This window comes from Halogranum amylolyticum, from assembly GCF_900110465.1.
Taxonomy (GTDB): Archaea; Halobacteriota; Halobacteria; order Halobacteriales; family Haloferacaceae; genus Halogranum; species Halogranum amylolyticum.
Genome location: NZ_FODV01000001.1, coordinates 239834 through 259508, shown reverse-complemented (window position 1 = coordinate 259508; position 19675 = coordinate 239834). Strand labels below are relative to the sequence as shown.

The window sequence follows — 19675 nt, the reverse complement described above, 5'->3', positions numbered from 1 at the left end:
GGTCGAACGGTTATCCGTCTGGTGTCCGAACGGCCGGTATGAGTCGGAACCACGACCGGACGACCGTCGCCGTCGTCGGCGTCGGTGCAGTCGGGTCGACGACGGCGTTCTCGCTGATGACCCGCGGCGTCGCCTCGGAACTCGTGCTCGTCGACGTCGACGAGGCGCGGGCGACGGGCGAGATGATGGACCTCAGCCACGGAGCGTACTTCACACCGCCGGTCGACGTCACAACTGGCGGGTACGAGGAGTGTGCGGACGCGGACGTCGTCGTCGTCACCGCGGGAGCAGCACAGAAAGGAGGAGAGACGAGACTCGAGCTGCTGGAGCGGAACGTCGATATCTTCGAGGAGATGATCCCGCAGATCGCCGAGGCCGTCGACGACGACGCCGTCCTCCTCGTGGTCACCAACCCCGTCGACGTGCTCTCCTACGTGACGTGGGAGCTCGCGGACCTCCCGCACGAGCAGGTCGTCGGGTCGGGGACGGTGCTCGACACCTCCCGGTTCAGACACGTCCTCAGCGACCTGTGCGACGTCGACCCGCAGAACGTCCACGGCTACGTCGTCGGCGAACACGGCGACAGCGAGGTGCCGCTGTGGAGCTCGACCAACGTCGCGGGGATCCCCATCGGCGAGTTCCTCGCCCAGCGCGGCGAGACGCTCGACGACGAGAACCGGGCAGCGCTGACCGACCAGGTTCGAGAGGCGGCCTACGAGATCATCGAACGGAAGGGCGTGACGAACTACGCCATCGCGCTGGCGGCGACCGAGATCGTCGAGGCGGTCGTCCGCGACGAGCGGTCGGTGTTGCCGGTGTCGACGCTCGTGACCGACCAGTACGGCGTCGACGAGGTCTATCTGAGCCTCCCCTGCGTGCTCGGCCGTGGCGGAGTCGAGGCGGTCGTCGACCCGGTGCTGTCCGAGACGGAACGCGAGCGGCTGACCGAGTCGGCGACCGTTCTCGCCGAGAGCCGGCGGCGACTCGGCCGGTACGGCGAGTAGCTCACTCGACCGTCCGGAGCAGTTCCAGTAGTTCGTCCCGGTAGCTCGACGGGTCGACGCCGAGCGACGTCCGCTCGTCGTCGGTCAACGCGTCCCCGAACGATGTCGGATACGCGCCGCCCGCCAGTCGGAACTCGCGGCCCTCGGCCCACACGGCGAGCCACCCTTCTGTCGGGAGCGCCACCTCGTCGCCGTCGCGTTCGATGGGGGAGTCGGCGGTGAACTTCGTCAGGCGGGCGCGCGTGCCCGACGCGGTGCGCATGCGCTGGCCGCGGTGACGCTCGACGTTCTCGAAGCCGCGGTCGCGGAGATCGTCGGCGAAGCCGTTACGGGCCTCGGCGGCGACGGTGGGGTACCAAGCCGCCGTTCCGACACCCGGTGGCGGGGGTGGCGAGACTGTCAGCCGGGTGACGAAGCAGAACCGCCACACGCGGTCGAGTGCCCCGTCCGTCGCCTCGCTGATCGCGGCTCGGAGACCGGCGTCCTCGTAGACGCGGGTGTGTTCGTTCACCTCGGCGGTCGGGAGACTGAACACCGCACCCGAGGACTGCTCGTACAGTTCCCAGTCGTCGGTGTCGAGGGCGGTCGGCGGCGACGGGAGTCGCTGATCCATAGTCGTCGGTTGGGCGAGCGGCCGAATCAGTCTGTCCCCGAGAGTGTCGGCACTGACCACCGAAGCCGTTTATCTCCGTGCATGTGCTATGTTAACACGCCATGAGCGTTCGATGTCGGCTGTGCCGCCACGAGATCCACGACGCGGACGTTCGAGTCTGCTGTCGCTGTGGCTGGGTGATGGACAAGTGGTGCGCGGAGAACCACCGGCCGTGGTGTCCGCGACTCGGGGCAGAGTCGTGGCTGGGGGCGGTCGAGATATAAGAGGAGACGAACCGATCCGACTACGCGACGACGTGGTACCGCTCGCCGTCGCGTTCGACGAGCCCTTTCTTGGACAGCGTCTGGAGAATGGGGTAGAGGCTGATCGTCTGCATGTCGAGCGACTCACGGAGTGTCGAGACGTCGCCGCCGTTGATCGCATCGAGGTAGAGGTAGACGAGTTTCGACCCCGTCGATTCGAGGTCGGTGGGGACGGTGAACGCGGTGGGGTCTGCGGTGGTCGTCGAGTCGGTGCTGGTCTGTTCGGTGAGTTCGAGTGATTGCTGGTTCATGTTGTTATGTTGTCTTCTTTGAGTGACTTAAGTCGTTCGCGAGAGTCGATACCACGTCTGTCGTTACCACTCCATGCCGCCGTTGACGCCGAGGATCTGGCCGGTCATGTAGGACGACTCCTCGCTGGCGAGGAACCGGACGACGCCGGAGATGTCCTCGACGGTGGCGAAGCGGTTGAGCGGAATGCGCTCTTGGATCTTCTCTTGGATCTCCGGGGAGACCTCCGCGAGCATGTCGGTCTCGGTGAACCCCGGGGCGACGCAGTTGACCGTCGACCCCGAGTTCGAGAGTTCGAGCGCGAGCGTTCGAGTGAAACCGAATAGGCCGCTCTTGGTCGTCGCGTAGTTGGCCTGCCCGTAGTTGCCCTGCTGGCCGACGACGCTGGAGATGTTGACGAGTCGGCCGTGTTCGGCCGCCTTGATGTCGTCGTAGAACGCTTTCGAGGCGTTGAACACGCCACCGAGGTTGACGTTCATCACCTTGTCCCAGTCGTCTCTGGTCATGTTTTTGAACGTCTTGTCGACGGTGATGCCGGCGTTGTTGACGAGCACGTCCGTCCCGCCGAAGACCTCCCGGACGCGCTCGGCCATCGCGTCGACCTCGTCTCTGTCGCAGACGTCCGCCTGGACGGCGATGGCGGTGCCGCCGGCGTCCTCGATGGCGTCGACGACATCGTAGGCTTCGGCTTCCGAGGACCGGTAGTTGACGACGACGTTCGTGTCGTTCTCACGGCCGAGTTCTTCGGCGATGCCACGGCCGATACCTCGGGAGGCACCAGTGATCACACAGGTTCTGTTTTGGCTCATGATTGGCTTAGGTGAGGACCGGAAGCGAGAACCCGGCGGAGCGGGTCTTGCCGACCCACGCGACTCGGGACCGTCGTAGCGACCCTCACCGTTCAGTCAGAGAATCAACAACCGAGTATATAGAAATTGCCTATTACGGAATATTTTGAGTATAAGGTAATATTAGGACGCGTCTCGGACGCCGAGACGGCCGTCGAGAGACGTCCTCGAAAGAACTAGAGTAAATCTATCACGAGTGTACTATATAGATTCTCGAACGGCGTCAGTTTCGGCGACGGCAGCGGTGTCACTACTGACCAGACGGTGACACGAACGGCGTCTCCCGACTGTTACGTTTCGACCGTGGGGTCGTCACTCGGGAGGACGGCGGGAGGGGGGGAGAACGATGATTCGCCGACCCACCGGCGGGATGGGTCTACGACGGACCGAGCGTCGCGTCGAAACTCAGGGTTCGGGTGCGTCGTCGATGAGGACGACCGCCTCGCCCTCGATGATCTGCGTCCCGTCGGCGTTGTGGACGTCCGTCGAGAGGAGATACCGTTCGTTGCCGAGGCCCTCGACCACTTCGACGGTCGCCGTGAGCCGGTCGCCGATGTCGACCGGGCCGACGAACTCGACGTCCTGCGAGAGGTAGATAGTCAGCCCCGGCAGGCGCGCGAGCGCGGCGCTGATCAGCCCCGAGACGAGCGTCCCGTGGGCGATGTTCCGACCGAACCGGGTCTCCTCGGCGAACTCGGGGTCGAGATGGAGTCGGTTCGTGTCGCCGCTGGCGTTGGCGAACGTCAGGACGTCCTCCTCGGAGATCGACTTGGTGAACGTCACCCGGTCGCCGACGCTGATATGCTCCGGCCGGTCGACGGTCCGTTCGGTCTCCCAGTCCGTCCTGTTGTACGCGACCGACTGCGTTCCGGCCTCGACGTCGTCGCCGTCGATGAGACCGAAGGCGGCGAGCGTTGCGCGGTTGGCTTCGACGACACTGTTCATCAGATGGCCCGACGCCCGTACCCAAGCTTGCGCGAGATTGGAGCCGACGCCCCCGTTAGCGCTCGATTGTCGATTACTCATCGTTGAAAAGTCTCTTACCGTTGTTCCTCGGTAACATCCAGTAATATGGCTTTCGATACATATATGTCCTATGAGTTGACGAAACGCTTCGTCGGCTGAAGGGATCGTCCGCTGATTCCATTTGATACCATTGCTTACCAACTGAGGGTAACGAGGGGAAGATATTTGTATGTGCCGGCGGTTATGACTAGTCGAGATGACGAACGAGTCTGACGAGATGCCGTGGTCGCCTGCGTTCTTCACCGAGCAGATGCAGAAGGCCAGCGAGGAGTTCACCGACCAGCAGATGAAGCTGTTCAGCCAGATGCTGTCGGCGAGTAGTGGGGCGAACACGGACGGTTCGTCGTCGAAGAACCCCTTCGGCGACTTCACGAACTTCGGCAACTTCGGTAACTTCGGTCCGATGGGTGCCGCCGTGTTCAAGACGCGCGTCCAAAGCGGTGGACGCATCAGCATCCCCGACGCAGAGCGTGAAGCCCTCGACATCGAAGAGGGTGACATCGTCCAGACGTTCGTCGTCCCGATCAAACGCAACCGTAGTGATTCCCAATGAGTGAAACTTCCAACCCGTTCGCACAGATGTTCGAGATGCAGCGCCGCTCGATGGAACAGAGCCAGAAACTGTTCCACCAGAGCCTTGATTTCCAGAAGCAGTCCGTCAAGCTGTTCCGTGACAGCATGCAGTCGCAGAAGTCCGTCCAGCAGAAGGGGATGGACGTCTCGCAGACCGCTGTCGAGGCCTACCTCGACATGCTCGAGGCGACCGTCCCGGGCGACGAGAAGGCCTACGACAACCTCCACGAGGCCGTCGCCGACCAGTTCGAGGCGTTCCACGACGTGAACGAGGAGAGCTGGGCCGCGCTCCAGGAGACCCTCGAGGAGAACGGCGACGCCTACGACGAGTTCGTCGACCAGTACGCCGAGTACGTCGACGACTCCGTCGACGCCTACGTGCAGGCACTCGGTCAGTTCGAGGAACAGACCGAGGCCGTCACGGTCGAACTCGACGAGTAACTTCCGGACAACCTTTTGTACCCTTCGCGCGAGGCCCTAGATATGTCAAACCAGAACTCAGAGATGTACGACCCGGAGAAGTGGAGTGCGTTCATGGAGAACATGAACGAGACGTTCCTCGACCAGCTCGAACAGAACGTCGAGGCGCAGGCGAAGTTCGTCGAGACGTGGATGGACGCGATCGACGAGACGGCAGCCGACGACACCCTCACCGAGGGGCTCGAGGGGTACGCCCGCGCCTACGAGGTGTGGATGAACGCCGCCGAGACGCAGTTCGAGCGCGCCAGCGACGTCATCGAGGGCGAGGACGTCTCCGCCGAGGAGTTCCGCGACATCTGGCTCAACGCCGCAAACGAGTCGTTCAAGGAGGTCATGAGCACCTCCGCGTTCGCCGCGATGACCGGCCAGACCGTCGAGGACGTCCTCGAGTTCCAACAGGAGGTCGACAAGCAGGCCCAGGAGACGCTCCACCAGCTCGGCTTCGCGACCGAGGGTGACATCGCCGAGGTCGGCGAGCGACTCGTCGAACTCGAACGCCGCCAGCACAACGTCGAGGAGAAGCTCGACCGCGTCCTCGAGGCGCTCGAAGAGGACGAATGAACCCGTTCGTCCGCGCGCTGGACATGCAGCGCAAACAGTGGGAGCGGTCGACGGAACTCGTCGAGAAGGCGACGGCCACGCCCGACGGCGTGGAGACGATGAGCGAGGTCGACGTCGGACAGACGCCGAGCGAGGTCGTCTACGAGGAGAACAAGCTGCAGCTCCTCCACTACGAGTCGATGACCGAGGAACAACACAGCGTTCCCATCCTCGTCGTCTACGCGCTCATCAACCGACCGTACATTCTTGATCTCCAACCGGACCGCAGCGTCGTCCGCACGCTCTTGGAGAACGGGTTCGACGTCTACCTCGTCGACTGGGGGGAACCGTCGCGACTCGACGCCTCGCTCACCCTCGACGACTACGTCAACCGGTACATCGACAACTGCGTCGACGTCGTCCGCGAGCGCTCCGGTCAGGACTCGATCAACCTGCTCGGCTACTGTATGGGCGGGACGATGAGCGTCATGTACTCGGCACTCCACCCCGAGAAGGTCCGCAACCTGGGGCTAATGGCCGCCGGACTCTGTTTCGCCGGCGACAGCGGCGTTCTCGAACTCTGGGGCGACGACGACTACTACACGCCGGAGGCCGTCACCGACGCCTTCGGCAACGTCCCCGCGGAGTTCCTCGACATCGGCTTCGCGCTGATGGACCCCGTCGACAACTTCGTCACGAAGTATCTCCGCCTCTACGACAACATCGAACGCGAGGAGTTCGTCGAGAACTTCTCGCGGATGGAGCAGTGGATCGGCGACGGGATCGACGTCGCCGGGACGACCTACCAGCAGTTCCTCGAGGAGATCTATCAGAAGAACAGCCTGATGGAGAACGAACTCTATCTGGACGGGAAACACGTCGACCTCGCGGAGATCGACATGCCCGTCCTGCAGATCATCGGCGAGTACGACCACCTCATCCCGCCGGAGTCGTCGAAGGGGTTCAACAGCGCCCTCGACACCGAGGTGACGACGATGGAGTTCCCGACGGGACACATCGGCCTGTCGGTCTCCTCGAAGTCCCACGCAGAACTCTGGCCGCAGGTGTGTGAGTGGTTCGAGGAACGCTCGGTGGTCGACGAGGCGGAGGCCGAGGAGGTCTCCGAACAGGCTCAACTGCCGTCAGACGAGGCCGTCGAGGCCGAAGAGGCACCGGACGAGGTCGAGGAGGCCACGGAGGACGCCGGCGAAGACGAGTCCGTCGACGTCGAGGGAGCCACCGACGAGGCCGAGAGCGACGAACCCGACGAGGCCGACGAGAGCGAGCCCACGCTCGAGAGCGTCAGCGGCATCGGACCGAAACGGGCCGAACGGCTGCGCGAGACTGGTGTCGAGTCGCTCGACGATCTCGCGGACGCCGACGTCGAGGCGGTCGCCGACGCGGTCGACGTCTCGCCGGAGCGTGTCGACGACTGGCTCCAGCAGGCGAGAGAGCTGCTCGACCGATAGGTCTGCGAGCACGACTCTCCGTTCGGGGATCATAACAATCGTTCGTCGAAAATTTCATTACGATTTCACGAGGTTGTAGAGGTAATCGGGGAGTGACGGCTGGCGCGACCGTCCCGGAAGTTCGGTCGCCGTCCCGTGTCGCTCTCCGACCCCACAGCTATGAATCTCCAAGATCGGACCTGTGTCGTCACGGGATCGTCACGAGGTATCGGCCGCGGCATCGCCGAAGACCTCGGAGAACACGGCGCGAACGTCGTCGTCAACTACCGGTCCTCGGAAAGCGAGGCCCACGATGTCGTCGACGCCATCGAGGACGCCGGCGGCACCGCCATCGCCGTCCAGGCAGACGTCTGTGACAAAGCCGAGGTCGAGGCGATGGCCGAACGGGTACAGGACGCCTTCGGCGGGACGGACGTACTCGTCAACAACGCCGGCATCACCGTCGACAAGAAGTTCGAGAACATGACCAGAGACGACTGGGATAGAGTCGTCGACGTCAACCTCGGCGGCGTGTTCAACTGTACCCACTCCTTCTTCGACGACCTGAAAGAGGCCGAGAACGGCCGTCTCGTCAACATCTCCAGCGTCGTCGGCCAGCAGGGCAACTACGGGCAGGCCAACTACGCGGCGACCAAGAGCGGCCTGTTCGGCTTCACCCGGACCGTCGCGCTCGAACTCGCGAACCACAACACCACGGCCAACTGTGTCGCCCCGGGGTTCGTCCAGACCGACATGCTGGAGAAGGTCCCCGAGCGCGTCCAGGAGAAGATTCTGACTCGGATTCCGCTCGATCGCTTCGCCACCGTCGAGGACATCTCCGGCATCGTCCGGTTCGTCGCCAGCGAGGAGTCGTCCTACATGACCGGCCAGATCCTCGGCGTCAACGGCGGCATGGAGTGGTAGTCAGACCGGCAACACGGGAACGTTCGCCAGTCTGAGGACGCGGTCGGTACAGCTTCCGATGTGGTGGTGCCGATGGTCGGACGCCCCGTGTTTCCCCATGACGATGAGATCGATGTCGTTCTCGTCCGCGTAGTCGATGATCTCCTGGTGAGGGTTTCCGCGGACGCACTCGGAGACGACCTCGAGGCCTCGTTCGGTCCCTGCGGAGACGACTTCCTCGCAGGTGGCCTCGCCGTCCTTCTCGAGCTCTTCGAGGAACAGTTCGTCGCCGCTCAGCGCCGGCGTCGCGTAGACGGTCTCGTCGACGACGTACAGCGTGTGGATGCGCGCGTCGTACTTCTCGCCGAGGTCGAGCGCGTGTTCGATACCGCGTCGAGCACCCTCGCTGCCGTCGGTCGGGATCAGGATCTCTTTGAACATCACAGCTACCCATACGTCGGGAAACGACATGAAGACGGGCCCGAGTACCGTGGGGTGACAACGCGGAAAGAGGATAAGAGCCTCGCTGTCGTACCCCTCGACGATGGATTGGCACAGCGTCCCGACCGAGTCGGTGCTCGACGAACTCGACACCGACGCGACGGGGTTGACGAGCGAGGCGGTCGACGACAGAGTCGCCGAGTACGGACCGAACGAACTCCGACGCGGCGAAGGTGTCTCGCCGCTGGCACTGTTCGTCTCGCAGTTCCAGGACGCGCTCGTCTACCTCCTGTTCCTCGCGGCGGCGCTGTCGTTGGCGGTCGGCTTCCTCCCGGGAGAGGAGCCAGCGTACGTCGACGCGGCGCTCATCCTCACGATCCTGCTGGCCAACGGCGTCTTCGGCTTCGCACAGGACTACCGTGCCGAACGGTCGATCGAGGCGTTGCGCTCGCTGTCGACACCGACGGCGACAGTTCGCCGCGACGGGCGGACTGTCGAGATACCCGCGACCGAGCTAGTCCCCGGCGACGTCGTCCTCCTCGAGGCTGGCGACGCGGTCCCAGCCGACGCTCGGCTCCTCGAGGTGGCGACCCTCGAGACCGACGAGTCGGCGCTGACCGGCGAGAGCGCGAGTGCCGTCAAGGAGGCGACCGTCCTCGACGAGGCGACGCCGCTGGCCGAGCGTCGGAACCTCGTGTTCATGAACACCACCGTCGTCCGCGGCCGGGGACGAGCGGTCGTCGTCGAGACCGGGATGGACACCGAGGTGGGTGCGATCGCGACGCAGTTGGAGACCGCCGAGGACCGCGAGACCCCGTTCCAGCGCGAAGTCGACAGACTCGGGCGACGCCTCGGAGCCGGCGTCGTCGCCCTCATCGTCCTCATCGCCGTCACCCAACTGCTGATCACACAGACTTCGCCGACGCTCGTCCTCCTCGTCGCCATCACGCTCGCCGTCGCGGCCGTCCCCGAGGGGCTCCCGGCGGTGGTGACGCTCACGCTCGCGTTGGGGTCGCAGAAGATGCTCGAGCGGAACGCGCTCGTCCGCAACCTCCCGGTCGTCGAGAGCCTCGGTTCCGTCGACGCCATCGTCACCGACAAGACGGGGACGCTCACGGAGAACCGGATGACCGTCACGCGCGTGCTCGCCGGCGGGACCGTTCACGAGTTCGCGACGGAGGACAGCCCCGTCGACGACAGCGAGACGACGCCCGAGGAGGGAGAACGGCTCGCGACCGACGGCGACGGCGGCCCCGACCGGAGCGCGCTCGAAGCGCTGCTCACCTGTGGCGTCTTCTGTAACAACGCCGAACTCGACCCGGCAGCGGCGACGCCGCCCGACCCTGCGACGGACGGCGAGCGAGGGTCGGCGGCCGACGACGGCGGCGACGACTTCCGCGGCGATCCGACCGAGGTCGCGCTGCTGCGCGCCGCCCGACGGGCCGACGTCGAGCCGGCGGGCGAGCGACTCGCCGAGTTCCCGTTCGACTCCGAGCGCAAGCGGATGACCGTCGTCGTTGCCGACGGCGAGGGCGACGGGCGCGAACCGACGGCGTACACGAAGGGGGCACCCCGGGTCGTGTTGGACCGCTGTGACCGCCTCCTGCACGACGGCGAGGTCGTCCCGTTGACCGACGAGCGACGCGAGGAGGTGTTGGCGGCGACCGACGAGTTCGCGGGCGACGCGCTTCGGGTCTTAGGGTTCGCTCGACGTACCGGGATCGACGCCGACGCCGACGCCGACGACGTCGAACGCGAGATGGTGTTTCTCGGCCTCCAAGGGATGATCGACCCGCCCCGACCGGAGGTCGAGGCGGCCATCGCCGACTGCCGGGGGGCCGGTATCGGCGTGGTGATGGCGACCGGCGACAACGTCGAGACGGCGAAGGCGGTCGGCCGACAGTTGGGGTTCGACGCGACGACGGCGGCGACCGGTGCTGACGTCGAGGCGGCGACCCCCGAAGAGCTAGCAGATATCCTCGAGTCGGTGGAGATCTTCGCCCGGGTCGACCCCTCGCACAAGGTCGACATCCTCCGGGCGCTCCAGGAGAGCGGCCGGACCGTCGCGATGACTGGCGACGGCGTCAACGACGCACCAGCGCTCCGGAACGCCGACGTCGGCATCGCGATGGGTATCCGAGGGACGCAGGTCGCTCAGCAGGCGTCGGACATGGTGCTCCGCGACGACAACTTCGCCACCATCCGCGACGCCATCGCCGAGGGACGCGGTATCTTCGACAACATCCGCAAGTTCGTCAACTTCCTGCTGTCGGCGAACGCGGGAGAGGTGCTCGTCGTCTTCGCCGGCGTCCTCCTCGGCGCGTTGTTCTTCCCCGAGGCGTTCGGCGGCAACGAGGAGGCGCTCGTGCTCACGCCGGCGATGATCCTCTGGATGAACCTCGTCACGGACGGGCCGCCGGCGCTCGCACTCGGCGTCGACCCGAAGACCGACGACGTGATGTCGCGCCCTCCACGCGGTAGCGACGCCTCCGTCATCGACGTTCGGATGGCCGGGTCGGTTCTCAGTACGGGCGTCCTACTGACGGTGGTGGGGCTCTGGCTCTTCTTTACCAGCATCCAGGAGACCGGCGAGTTGGTCGTCGCACAGACGGTGCTGTTCACGTTCCTCGTCGTCGCCGAACTCGTCCGTGCGTACCTCATCCGCCGCCACTACGGACTCCCCGTGCGGTCGAACCCCTGGCTGTTGGCGGCGGTCGCGACGTCGTTGGGGTTGCAGTTGGCCGTCCTCTACACGCCGCTGGCGACCGTGTTCCGCGTGGTTCCGCTCTCGGCGACGGGGTGGGAGACGGTCGCCCTCGCGGTCGGGGTGTTCACGCTCGTGAGCCTGACGCTGTCGGTCGTCGTCGAACGAGTCGCCCCGCGGGTCACGCAGACGGCCGAACCGTGAGGACGGGGACCCCCGTCGTGCGGACAACTCGTTCGGTGACGCTGCCGAACACCACCCGTTCGAGACCGGTCCGACCGTGGGTCCCCATCACCACGAGGTCGACGCCCGCTTCGTCGACGTACTGGCAGATCTCGTCGGCTGGCAGGCCGACTCGAACCGTCCCCGTCGACTCGACGCCCGCTTCGGTCGCTCGCTCGGTGAACGCGTCGACGGAGTCCCGTGCGTAGGTCTCGAGCGTGGTACGGATGCTCGGGAGCGCGGGTCCCGACTCGAACCCTCCTGCGATCGCCCGCGAGTCGACGATAGAGAGCACGTGGAGTCGGCCGCCCGTCGCCGTCACGACGTCGAGTGCGTGCGTGAGCGCCGTCGTCGCCCCCTCGCTTCCGTCGGTCGGCACCAACACGTGGTCGTACGACGGGACGGTTCGCTCGTCGTCGAGATGGACGGTCGCGACCGGCACCGGTGCCTCCCGGAGCACGCGCTCGGCGACGCTCCCGAGGAAGAACCGCTGCAGTCCGGTCCGTCCGTGGGTTCCCATCACCACGAGGTCGACGTCGTGGGCGGCCACGTAGTCGATGATCGCAGTGTGGGGTATCCCCTGTCGGACGCTGGTCTGGACGCGACAATCCGCCTCCTCGGCGAGTTTCCGGACGTGGTCGACGGCCGCGTGGGCGCTCTGTTCGGCTACCGACATCCCCTCCTCGCGGTCGGGACCGACCAACTCGTCTTCGAAGTGTCGGAGGTCGACGACCGAGAGCACGTGAACGGTACCGTCCCCGAGTCGAGCGAGCGCGAAGGCGTGTCTCGCCGCCGAGATCGCCCACTCGCTCCCGTCCGTCGGAAGCAGGATACGGTCGTACATGAGATGTGTTACGTGCTCGAACCGCTTGACGACTCGCCCGCGGGAACTTGCAGTTGCAAGTATGGGATACTTCCCTCCGGCCTTCGTTTACGAACAGGCCGGAATGCCAATCCACAGTCAACCACTACCGCGGATAGCGGAGGGTGTCGGATGAGGAATCGACTCCGTCGGCTTCTCTCCCGTCTCCTCGGCCGCGAACCGGAGGTACAGATGCGAACGGACGGGAACGGGGAACGTCGCCGTGACACGTCGACCAACGTCACCGTCGGCGCACGACCCTCGAACGGGAGTCGCAGCGAGGCAGATCTGTTACTCGAAGACGGCGTACGCCCGAGAGAGCGGTTCGTCGACCTGATGGAGGCCAACGACGGGTGGCTCCGTCAGCAGACGCTCGTCGAGGCGACACAGCTCTCGCAGGCGACGGTGAGCCGGACGCTCACGACGATGGAAGAGGAAGGGGTTGTCACCCGCCGTCGCGTCGGCCGCGAGAACGTCGTCTATCTCTCGGGTCGCGAACCGAGCGACCTCGAGACCGAACTCGACGCCGGAACGGACGGCCGAACGCCGACGTAGTCGCGAGTTCCCCGACCGGACCGCCCCCGACTGCGCGCTATCGCACCACTCGTCGTAGCCGCGCACAGGTCGATCCCGACCGATATCTCCTCCCTACCGTGACCGACTAGGCAGATGCTACGTCCGCCTCGCCGCCACAACAGTCTGAAACTCATCGAAACGGTGTGTATGTGCTTTAGCCGCATGGAACGTCTACTCTGTCAATGGCCGCACAAGGACGTTCGGGTACGAACCGTGACCGAGTCCAGCGCGTGCAAGAGGTTCTGAGCGATCCCCGTCGGCGGAGCATCCTCCAAGAACTGGCGGCACTCGCAGACGAGGAGGTGAGCTTCGAGACGCTCGTCGACCGCGTCGCGAAGCAGGAGCCCGTCGACCGCGACCGACTCGCGAGCGACCTCCACCACATCCACCTCCCAAAACTGGCCGATCTAGGCGTCATCACCTACGACGCACAGAGTCGAAACATCACTCACCACACCTGTCGCGTGGCGGACGTCCTCGCGCTCGCCAGCGAGGCGCTGGAGGACCGTCGATGACGGGCTGTCCACGGATCGACTGGGCCTCCCCGCTCCGTGACCTCCTGTCGGTCGTCGCCGAGCGCCCCGACGGAACGGACGCCGGTTACTTCTGTCGGGCCTGCGGGACGACGCTTGAGGCCCACCAAGCGACGTGTCCCGACTGTGGCAGTCGTATGCTCGAACCCACACACGACACCGAGACTCGGCGCGGCTGACGCGTCTCGCCGCCTCGGACGCGACGGCTCTTTTCGAGACCGCTCACCGACGGAGCCACCACCACGCCGCACCGACGACGACGACGGCGACGACGGCGACGAGCGCGACGACGGGGACGGTCGTCGTCGGTTCGACGATCTCCAGTCCCACCACCAGCGGTGCTGCGGTCCGCGAGACGCCCCGCTCGTCCTCGTAGGTCAGCGTCATCGTCATCGGATGCGTCGTCGCGACGGCGTCGTCGTCGACGGTCACCTGGACGGCGACGCTCGTCGACTCCCCGGGCGCGAGCGTCCCGACGAACGCCGCCGGCGCGTCGCTCGACAGCGGGTCGACCGGGTCGACGGACGCCCGGACGTCCGTGAGCGTCTCGTCGCCGACGTTCGTCACGAGGAGTTCGAGGCGATTGTCGGAGTCGATCTCGACGGTCGAATCGACCGCCTCGACCGTGAGGACGTCCCGCCGCTCGCCGACGGCGCGCGAGATGTCGATCCGGTCGCTGACCACGTCGTAGCCCCCGCTCGTCTCGTACTCCACGTCGAACCCGAAGCGCCGCGGGCCGGGATCGGCGTCGTTGGGGACGGCGACGGTGAACTCGAAGGGGACACGGTCACCGGGGGCGAGGTCCCCGAGCGGGTACTCCCGTTCGAGGGCCGTGAACGACTCGGGGGGCGACCGGACGACGAGGACGGCGTCGGTGACCGATCGGGTGCCGGTGTTGACGAGTTCGCCAGCGATCCGGCCCGTCGCCTCGACGCGGAGCGTATCGTTCACCTCCTGTATCGCGAACGTCTGCTCGGGGTCCGGACGGAAACTCAGCGTGAGGACGCGCGAACGACGGTCGACACCCCGAACGTCACGGTAATCGACGACGGCACGGAGCGGGTACTCGCGTTGTGCGGCGTCGGGGGCGACATCGACGACGTACTCGGCACGTCGGGTCTCACCGGGTTCCCACGATCCGACGAACGCCTCGGCACGCGTGGCGTTCTCCGCGAAACGGACCTCGGGGTCCGTGGCGGTGACCGTGACGACTGTGTCGCGAGCAGTCTGGACTCCGTCGTTCGTCATCGAGACAGTGACCGTCCCACGACTACCGACCTGGACGTCGCTTTCGACGTCGCCGACCGAGAAACGCGGGCGGTCGTCGACCTTGACGACGAGCGTCAGCCGCCGCGTCACGTCCCAGTCGCTGAACCGCGGTTCGCGGTCGGGGTTGTCGGCGTCGTACCGAACGATGTGGGTGTAGGTGTACGTCACGACGACCGGGAGTTCGTAACGGCCGGGTTCGGCGTCGTCGTCGGCGATGACGGTGAACCGGTAGGGGCCGTGCGTCCCGGTAGGCAGCGTCCCGGCGGGATACCGGCCGGTGTCGACGGTGACAGGTGCCCTCCCAGGTCTGAGTTCGAGCGTCGTCGCTCGCGCGGTCGTCACCCGGTCCAGATAGGAGGCGGGACCGCCGCGGTCGACCGACCCGGTGTTGGCGACGTACACCTCGACGACGTTCTCCTCACCCGGAATGAGGAGGTTGTCGGGGGCGAACAGCGCCAGTTCCGGGTTTCCGACGACGCTCTGGTCGTCCTGTGCGGTTGCGGGGAGGGTGACCGACAACAGGAGCAGCCCCACGAGGAAGACGCGGAGGGCGGGGCGCATAGCGTTAGATACGGTCGTTACGACGATATATGTTCTCTCGACGCCTATCTCGTAGGTATGCCAGCATCCCCGGCGATCGAACTGTCGGGTCTCACGAAGTACTACGGCGACGTCTGTGGCATCGAGGATCTGACGCTGACCGTCGACCGCGGCGAGATATTCGGCTTCCTCGGGCCGAATGGGGCCGGGAAGTCGACCGCGATCCGGACGTTCCTCGGCTTCCTCCGACCTACCGCGGGCGAGGCGTACCTGCTGGGAACGCCCGTCTCCGATCGTCGCGCGCTCATCGAGGTTAAACGCGAGATCGGCCACATCCCCGGCGACTTCGCGTTCTACGACTCGCTCACCGGTCGCCGTCACCTCGACTACTTCGAACGCCTCCGCGGCGGCGATCGTCGCGAGGAGCTGGAGCGACTGTTTCCCGCGCCGTTCGACCGGAAGGTCCGGACGTACTCGCGGGGGAACCGGCAGAAACTCGCCATCGTCCAGGCGTTCATGCACGACCCGACGCTCGTCGTCATGGACGAACCGACCGCCGGACTCGACCCGCTGGTCCAACAGACGTTCTACGAGTTCCTAGAGGCCGAGCGCGACCGCGGCGTGACGACGCTGTTCTCCTCGCACGTCCTCAGCGAGGTGCGTCGCGTCTGCGACCGCGTCGCCGTCATCCGCAACGGACGGCTGGCTGCCGTCGAGGAGATCGACGCGTTGTTGCGGAAGAGCGGGAAGGTCGTTCGCGCGTCGCTCGCCGAACGGCCGCCGGTCGAGTCGTTCGACCTCCCCGGCGTCGTCCGCGGCGAGTACGAGTCGGGAGGCGTCCTGCGACTCGTCGTCAACGGCGGCTACGACGAACTGCTCGACCGCCTCGCCGGTTACACGGTCGAGGACGTCGAGATACGGGAGGCGTCACTGGAGGACGTGTTCATGCACTTCTACACTGGTCAGGACGTCGACAGCGCGGGCGACGGGACGACGCCGGACGTCGCCTCGGTCACGGAGCCGACCGATGTTTGAGATCACCGCCTTCGAGACGCGGCGTCGCGGCCGACAGACGCTGCTGCTGTCGACGCTGCTGGTGGTGACGATCGGCCTCGTCGTCGGTCTCTACCCCTCCATCGCCGCCTCCGGCGTCGACTTCGAGGCGTACGTCGAGTCGTTCCCCCCGGAGGTGCGCAACGCCTTCCTCGGGAGCGTCGAGAACATCGGCACCGTCGAGGGATTCCTCGTCACGGAGCTCTACCAGTTCGTCTGGGTGCTGCTCTTGGGGATCTACTTCGGCTACGTCGCCGCCGGGACGATCGCTGGAGAGATAGAGGGCGGTTCGGTCGACCTCCTGCTCGTCAACCCCGTCTCACGGTCGCGTCTCGTCGTCGGGAAGTTCTGTTCGCTGCTCCCCGTCGTCGTCGTCGTCAACGCTGTCGCGTGGTTGGCGGTACTCGTCGCTGTCGCGCTCGTCGACGAGACGGTCGATCCGGTCGACCTGTTCGTCGTCCACGCGCTGTTCGTCCTCTATCACGCGGCATCCGCGTCGGTCGGCCTGCTCGCGTCGGTTGTCGTCGATCGGGTGCGGGTGGCACAGGGAATCGCCATCGCGGTCCACTTCGGGCTTTATCTCGTTGACAGCCTGACGCTCGACACCGACTACGAGTGGCTCGGCGACCTCGCGCTGTCACGCCACTTCGACGTCGGCGAATTACTCGTCGCGGGCGACGTCGACTGGGCCGGACTCGGCTACCTCGTCGTCGTCACTGTCGTGCTCGTGGTGGCGAGCGCCGAACTGTTCGAGCGGACGGACGTCACTGCTTAGGCGGTCAGATCGATCGCCCGCATCTGCTCTTGATAGCGAGTTCGGATGGTGACCTCGGTGACGTCGGCGACGTCGGCGATGGCCGACTGCGTCTCCTTCTCGCCGCAGAGCATCGAGGCGAGATACACCGCCGCGGCGGCGAACCCCGACGGCGACTTCCCGGCGTGAATCCCCTCGGCGGTCGTGTCGGCGACGATCTCCTCGGCCTTCCGCTCGACGACCGGCGAGACGTCCAGTTCCGAGCAGTACCGGGGGACGTACTGGCTGGGGTCGGTCGGTTCGACCTCGAGTCCGAGCTCCTGTGAGAGATGTCTGTAGGCTCTCCCGACGCGGTCGTGGTCGACACGTGCGACCTCGGCGACCTCGTCGAGCGTCCGGGGGATCCCCCCACGCCGCATCGCCACGTGGAGCGCTCCTGTCGCGACACCCTCGATCGAGCGGCCGCGGATGAGGTCCTCGTCGAGTGCGCGGCGGTAGATGACCGCGGCCATCTCCTGGACGCTCTCCGGCGCGCCGAGCGCAGAGACCATCCGGTCGATCTCGCTGAGTGCGAACTGGAGGTTGCGCTCGCCGGCCTCGTTGGTGCGAATCCGCTGTTGCCAGGTCCGGAGTCGGTTCATCTGTTGGCGCTTCTCGCCCGACAGCGAGCGACCGTTGGCGTCCTCGTCTCGCCACCCGATCTCGGTGGTGAGTCCCTTGTCGTGCATCGCCGGCGTCGTCGGCGCGCCGACGCGCGACTTCTCCTCGCGTTCGGACTGGTTGAACGCGCGCCACTCCGGCCCGCGGTCGATGTTCTCTTCCTCGACGACGAGCCCCGTCTCCTCGTGGATCAGCTCGCCGTCCGCCGTGCGGACGAGTTCGTCGTCGTCGACCTCTTCGGGGTCGAGCCGTTCGTCCGTCTGCGTCTTCGTCTCGGTGTCCGACGGCTGGTCGTGTCGTGCTGACCGCGGACGGGCTGAGTGCTGCGTCATACGGCCGGGGTGACCCGTTGCTCACCTCGCTCGTGAGCCCCCGTCGAATGAGACCCGACACTGTCGATCGCTAACTGCGTATGGCATTCCGGCATGGACTTCTGATAGATTCCACAACTCAAAAGAGCTTTTGGCTAATAGATTTTCAAGAAAAGAAGCTCTCGAGTGTCCGAAAAAGGAACGAAAATCTCTCCCCGAGATTTTATTCCGAGCCTCGTAGTTTCGGCTCTGAAGGTGACGAGGTTCGAATCTCGGCCGGCGCAGCTCCTCGGCTTGAGTGGACCGGCCGAGCGGCGACCGTGTCGACCGGTGGGGTCTGCCGCTTCGACGAAACGTTCAATTCGTCGGACGGTGTCTCTCTCCGACAGTGAACGTCAGCATCATCGGCAGTGGCTACGTGGGGACGACGCTCGCGGCGTGTCTGGCGGAGCTCGGCCACACGGTCACCGCGATCGACGTCGACGAGTCCGTCGTCGACCGGCTCAACGCCGGCGACGCGCCCATCCACGAACCGGGTCTCGCCGACCTGCTCGCGGAGCACGCCGGTACCCGCCTCACGGCGACCACCTCCTACGACGCCGTCCGCGACACCGACGTCACCTTCCTCGCGCTCCCGACGCCGTCGCGCGAGGACGGCAGCATCGACACCGGCCTCGTCGAGCAGGGGACGGAGTCGCTCGGTGCGGCGCTCCGCGAGAAGCAGGGCTCACATCTCGTCGTCGTCAAGAGCACCGTCGTCCCCGGGACGACGGCCGACCGCGTCGCCCCACTGCTCGAGGAGACGAGCGGGAAGCGACTCGGCGAGGGGATCGACGTCGCGATGAACCCCGAGTTCCTCCGCGAGGGACACGCGGTCTCCGACTTCCTCGACCCCGACAAACTCGTCTTCGGCGCCGAGCGTGAAGGGCCGATCTCGACGCTCCGGGAGCTCTACCGACCGCTGACGGAGCGCGGGGACGTCCCGGTCGTCGAGACGGGTCTCCGCGAGGCCGAGATGATCAAGTACGCCAACAACGCCTTCCTCGCGACGAAGATCAGCCTGATGAACGAACTCGGGAATATCTGCAAGGAGTACGGCGTCGACGCCTACGAGGTCGCAGACGCCATCGGGTTGGACGACCGCATCGGGTCGCAGTTCCTCGCCTCCGGCGTCGGGTGGGGCGGGTCGTGCTTCCCGAAGGACGTCGCCGCGCTCGTCGCCGCCGCCGACGCGGCGGGCTACGACGCGGGGCTCCTGAAGGCCGCCGTCGACGTCAACGACCAGCAACCGAGGCGTCTGCTCGCGTTGCTGGACGACCACGGCGACGTCGCCGGCGAACGAGTGGCCGTCCTCGGGCTCGCGTTCAAGCCCGGCACCGACGACGTCCGCGAATCTCGGGCGATCCCCGTCATCCAGGGGCTGCTCGACCGCGGGGCCGACGTCGTCGGCTACGACCCCGTCGCGACCGACCGGATGCGCCAGCGGTTCCCGGAGATCGAGTACGCCGACAGCGCCGCCGCGGCGCTCCGCGGTGCACACGCCGCCGTCGTCGTCACCGACTGGGACGAGTTCGCCGCGCTCGACGAGGAGTTCGAGGCGATGGCTCGTCCGGTCGTCGTCGACGGCCGACGCATCGTCGAGCGACGAGACGGTCTGACCTACGAGGGGCTCACCTGGTAGCTCGCCGTCACAACGAGCGCGAGGAAGCAGTAGGCGAGAGCGACGAGCACGTTCCGTTTCGGGGCCGTCGGTGCGAACCCGGG

Annotated in this window: 22 protein-coding genes; 14 read left to right on the top strand and 8 right to left on the bottom strand. The window is 66.0% G+C overall.

The features are described 5' to 3' along the window. Window positions 1–38 precede the first annotated feature (38 nt). Complete coding sequence (locus BSG17_RS01185) at window positions 39–1004, top strand: L-lactate dehydrogenase (RefSeq protein WP_089820637.1); 966 nt, start codon at window positions 39–41, stop codon at window positions 1002–1004. 1 nt (window position 1005) lies between these two features. On the opposite strand, the gene BSG17_RS01180 is transcribed toward BSG17_RS01185, so the two are convergent. Then, window positions 1006–1617 carry a DUF6517 family protein gene (locus tag BSG17_RS01180; protein WP_089820636.1) on the bottom strand — a complete coding sequence of 204 codons (612 nt, stop codon included), beginning with the start codon at window positions 1615–1617 and terminating at the stop codon, window positions 1006–1008. Window positions 1618–1718: 101 nt separating this feature from the next. Here BSG17_RS01180 and BSG17_RS26690 point away from each other — a divergent pair, with 101 nt between their 5' ends. Next, window positions 1719–1880 (top strand): hypothetical protein, encoded by a 162-nt coding sequence (locus tag BSG17_RS26690; RefSeq protein ID WP_170864679.1) that lies wholly within the window; start codon window positions 1719–1721, stop codon window positions 1878–1880. Between the two features lie 20 nt (window positions 1881–1900). Here the strand turns inward: BSG17_RS26690 and BSG17_RS01175 are convergent, their stop codons facing one another. The 3 genes from BSG17_RS01175 to BSG17_RS01165 form a co-directional block, all read right to left on the bottom strand. Beyond that, window positions 1901–2170, bottom strand: coding sequence for a TrmB family transcriptional regulator (locus BSG17_RS01175; protein WP_089820635.1), 270 nt, complete (start codon window positions 2168–2170; stop codon window positions 1901–1903). Window positions 2171–2233: 63 nt separating this feature from the next. Then, complete coding sequence (locus BSG17_RS01170) at window positions 2234–2977, bottom strand: beta-ketoacyl-ACP reductase (RefSeq protein WP_211609040.1); 744 nt, start codon at window positions 2975–2977, stop codon at window positions 2234–2236. A 444-nt stretch (window positions 2978–3421) separates the two neighbouring features. Then, window positions 3422–3961, bottom strand: coding sequence for a MaoC family dehydratase (locus BSG17_RS01165; protein WP_089820633.1), 540 nt, complete (start codon window positions 3959–3961; stop codon window positions 3422–3424). A 277-nt stretch (window positions 3962–4238) separates the two neighbouring features. On the opposite strand from BSG17_RS01165, the gene BSG17_RS01160 reads away from it, so the two are divergent. The 5 genes from BSG17_RS01160 to BSG17_RS01140 all read left to right on the top strand — a co-directional run bounded on the left by BSG17_RS01160 (window position 4239) and on the right by BSG17_RS01140 (window position 8007). After that, on the top strand, window positions 4239–4595 hold the full coding sequence (locus BSG17_RS01160) for an AbrB/MazE/SpoVT family DNA-binding domain-containing protein (RefSeq protein WP_089820632.1): 357 nt from the start codon (window positions 4239–4241) through the stop codon (window positions 4593–4595). Beyond that, window positions 4592–5056, top strand: a complete 465-nt coding sequence (locus BSG17_RS01155) for a hypothetical protein (RefSeq protein ID WP_089820631.1) — start codon at window positions 4592–4594, stop codon at window positions 5054–5056. The genes BSG17_RS01160 and BSG17_RS01155 overlap by 4 nt, the downstream gene beginning before the upstream one ends. A gap of 42 nt (window positions 5057–5098) precedes the next feature. Next, a complete protein-coding gene (locus tag BSG17_RS01150) occupies window positions 5099–5656 on the top strand; it encodes a poly(R)-hydroxyalkanoic acid synthase subunit PhaE (protein ID WP_089820630.1) in 558 nt (185 codons plus the stop codon). Further along, complete coding sequence (phaC, locus tag BSG17_RS01145) at window positions 5653–7104, top strand: class III poly(R)-hydroxyalkanoic acid synthase subunit PhaC (RefSeq protein ID WP_089820629.1); 1452 nt, start codon at window positions 5653–5655, stop codon at window positions 7102–7104. The genes BSG17_RS01150 and phaC overlap by 4 nt, the downstream gene beginning before the upstream one ends. Window positions 7105–7263: 159 nt before the next feature. Continuing rightward, window positions 7264–8007, top strand: coding sequence for a beta-ketoacyl-ACP reductase (locus BSG17_RS01140; protein ID WP_089820628.1), 744 nt, complete (start codon window positions 7264–7266; stop codon window positions 8005–8007). On the opposite strand, the gene BSG17_RS01135 is transcribed toward BSG17_RS01140, so the two are convergent. Continuing rightward, on the bottom strand, window positions 8008–8457 hold the full coding sequence (locus BSG17_RS01135) for a universal stress protein (RefSeq protein WP_244531461.1): 450 nt from the start codon (window positions 8455–8457) through the stop codon (window positions 8008–8010). It lies immediately after the preceding gene. A 73-nt stretch (window positions 8458–8530) separates the two neighbouring features. On the opposite strand from BSG17_RS01135, the gene BSG17_RS01130 reads away from it, so the two are divergent. After that, window positions 8531–11335 (top strand): cation-translocating P-type ATPase, encoded by a 2805-nt coding sequence (locus BSG17_RS01130; RefSeq protein WP_170864678.1) that lies wholly within the window; start codon window positions 8531–8533, stop codon window positions 11333–11335. Here BSG17_RS01130 and BSG17_RS01125 read toward each other — a convergent pair. Then, complete coding sequence (locus tag BSG17_RS01125; RefSeq protein ID WP_089820625.1) at window positions 11313–12197, bottom strand: universal stress protein; 885 nt, start codon at window positions 12195–12197, stop codon at window positions 11313–11315. The genes BSG17_RS01130 and BSG17_RS01125 overlap by 23 nt on opposite strands. A gap of 150 nt (window positions 12198–12347) precedes the next feature. Between BSG17_RS01125 and BSG17_RS01120 the strand changes: the two genes are divergently transcribed. The 3 genes from BSG17_RS01120 to BSG17_RS01110 all read left to right on the top strand — a co-directional run bounded on the left by BSG17_RS01120 (window position 12348) and on the right by BSG17_RS01110 (window position 13503). Next, window positions 12348–12770, top strand: a complete 423-nt coding sequence (locus tag BSG17_RS01120) for a helix-turn-helix transcriptional regulator (protein WP_089820624.1) — start codon at window positions 12348–12350, stop codon at window positions 12768–12770. A 251-nt stretch (window positions 12771–13021) separates the two neighbouring features. After that, window positions 13022–13306, top strand: a complete 285-nt coding sequence (locus BSG17_RS01115; RefSeq protein WP_139246539.1) for a DUF7344 domain-containing protein — start codon at window positions 13022–13024, stop codon at window positions 13304–13306. After that, window positions 13303–13503 carry a hypothetical protein gene (locus BSG17_RS01110; RefSeq protein WP_089820622.1) on the top strand — a complete coding sequence of 67 codons (201 nt, stop codon included), beginning with the start codon at window positions 13303–13305 and terminating at the stop codon, window positions 13501–13503. The genes BSG17_RS01115 and BSG17_RS01110 overlap by 4 nt, the downstream gene beginning before the upstream one ends. 43 nt (window positions 13504–13546) lie before the next feature. On the opposite strand, the gene BSG17_RS01105 is transcribed toward BSG17_RS01110, so the two are convergent. Further along, window positions 13547–15154 (bottom strand): COG1361 S-layer family protein, encoded by a 1608-nt coding sequence (locus BSG17_RS01105; protein WP_089820621.1) that lies wholly within the window; start codon window positions 15152–15154, stop codon window positions 13547–13549. A gap of 57 nt (window positions 15155–15211) precedes the next feature. Between BSG17_RS01105 and BSG17_RS01100 the strand changes: the two genes are divergently transcribed. Together BSG17_RS01100 and BSG17_RS01095 are read left to right on the top strand one after the other, a co-directional pair. After that, a complete protein-coding gene (locus tag BSG17_RS01100) occupies window positions 15212–16168 on the top strand; it encodes an ABC transporter ATP-binding protein (RefSeq protein WP_089820620.1) in 957 nt (318 codons plus the stop codon). After that, a complete protein-coding gene (locus BSG17_RS01095; protein ID WP_089820619.1) occupies window positions 16161–16961 on the top strand; it encodes an ABC transporter permease in 801 nt (266 codons plus the stop codon). Before BSG17_RS01100 ends, BSG17_RS01095 begins: the two co-directional genes overlap by 8 nt. Here the strand turns inward: BSG17_RS01095 and BSG17_RS01090 are convergent. Further along, window positions 16958–17932: a transcription initiation factor IIB gene (locus BSG17_RS01090; protein WP_089820618.1), complete on the bottom strand. Its 975-nt coding sequence runs from the start codon at window positions 17930–17932 to the stop codon at window positions 16958–16960. The two genes, BSG17_RS01095 and BSG17_RS01090, sit on opposite strands and share 4 nt — an antisense overlap. 367 nt (window positions 17933–18299) lie before the next feature. Between BSG17_RS01090 and aglM the strand changes: the two genes are divergently transcribed. Further along, window positions 18300–19592 carry a UDP-glucose 6-dehydrogenase AglM gene (gene aglM / locus BSG17_RS01085; protein WP_089821005.1) on the top strand — a complete coding sequence of 431 codons (1293 nt, stop codon included), beginning with the start codon at window positions 18300–18302 and terminating at the stop codon, window positions 19590–19592. Window positions 19593–19675 lie beyond the last annotated feature (83 nt).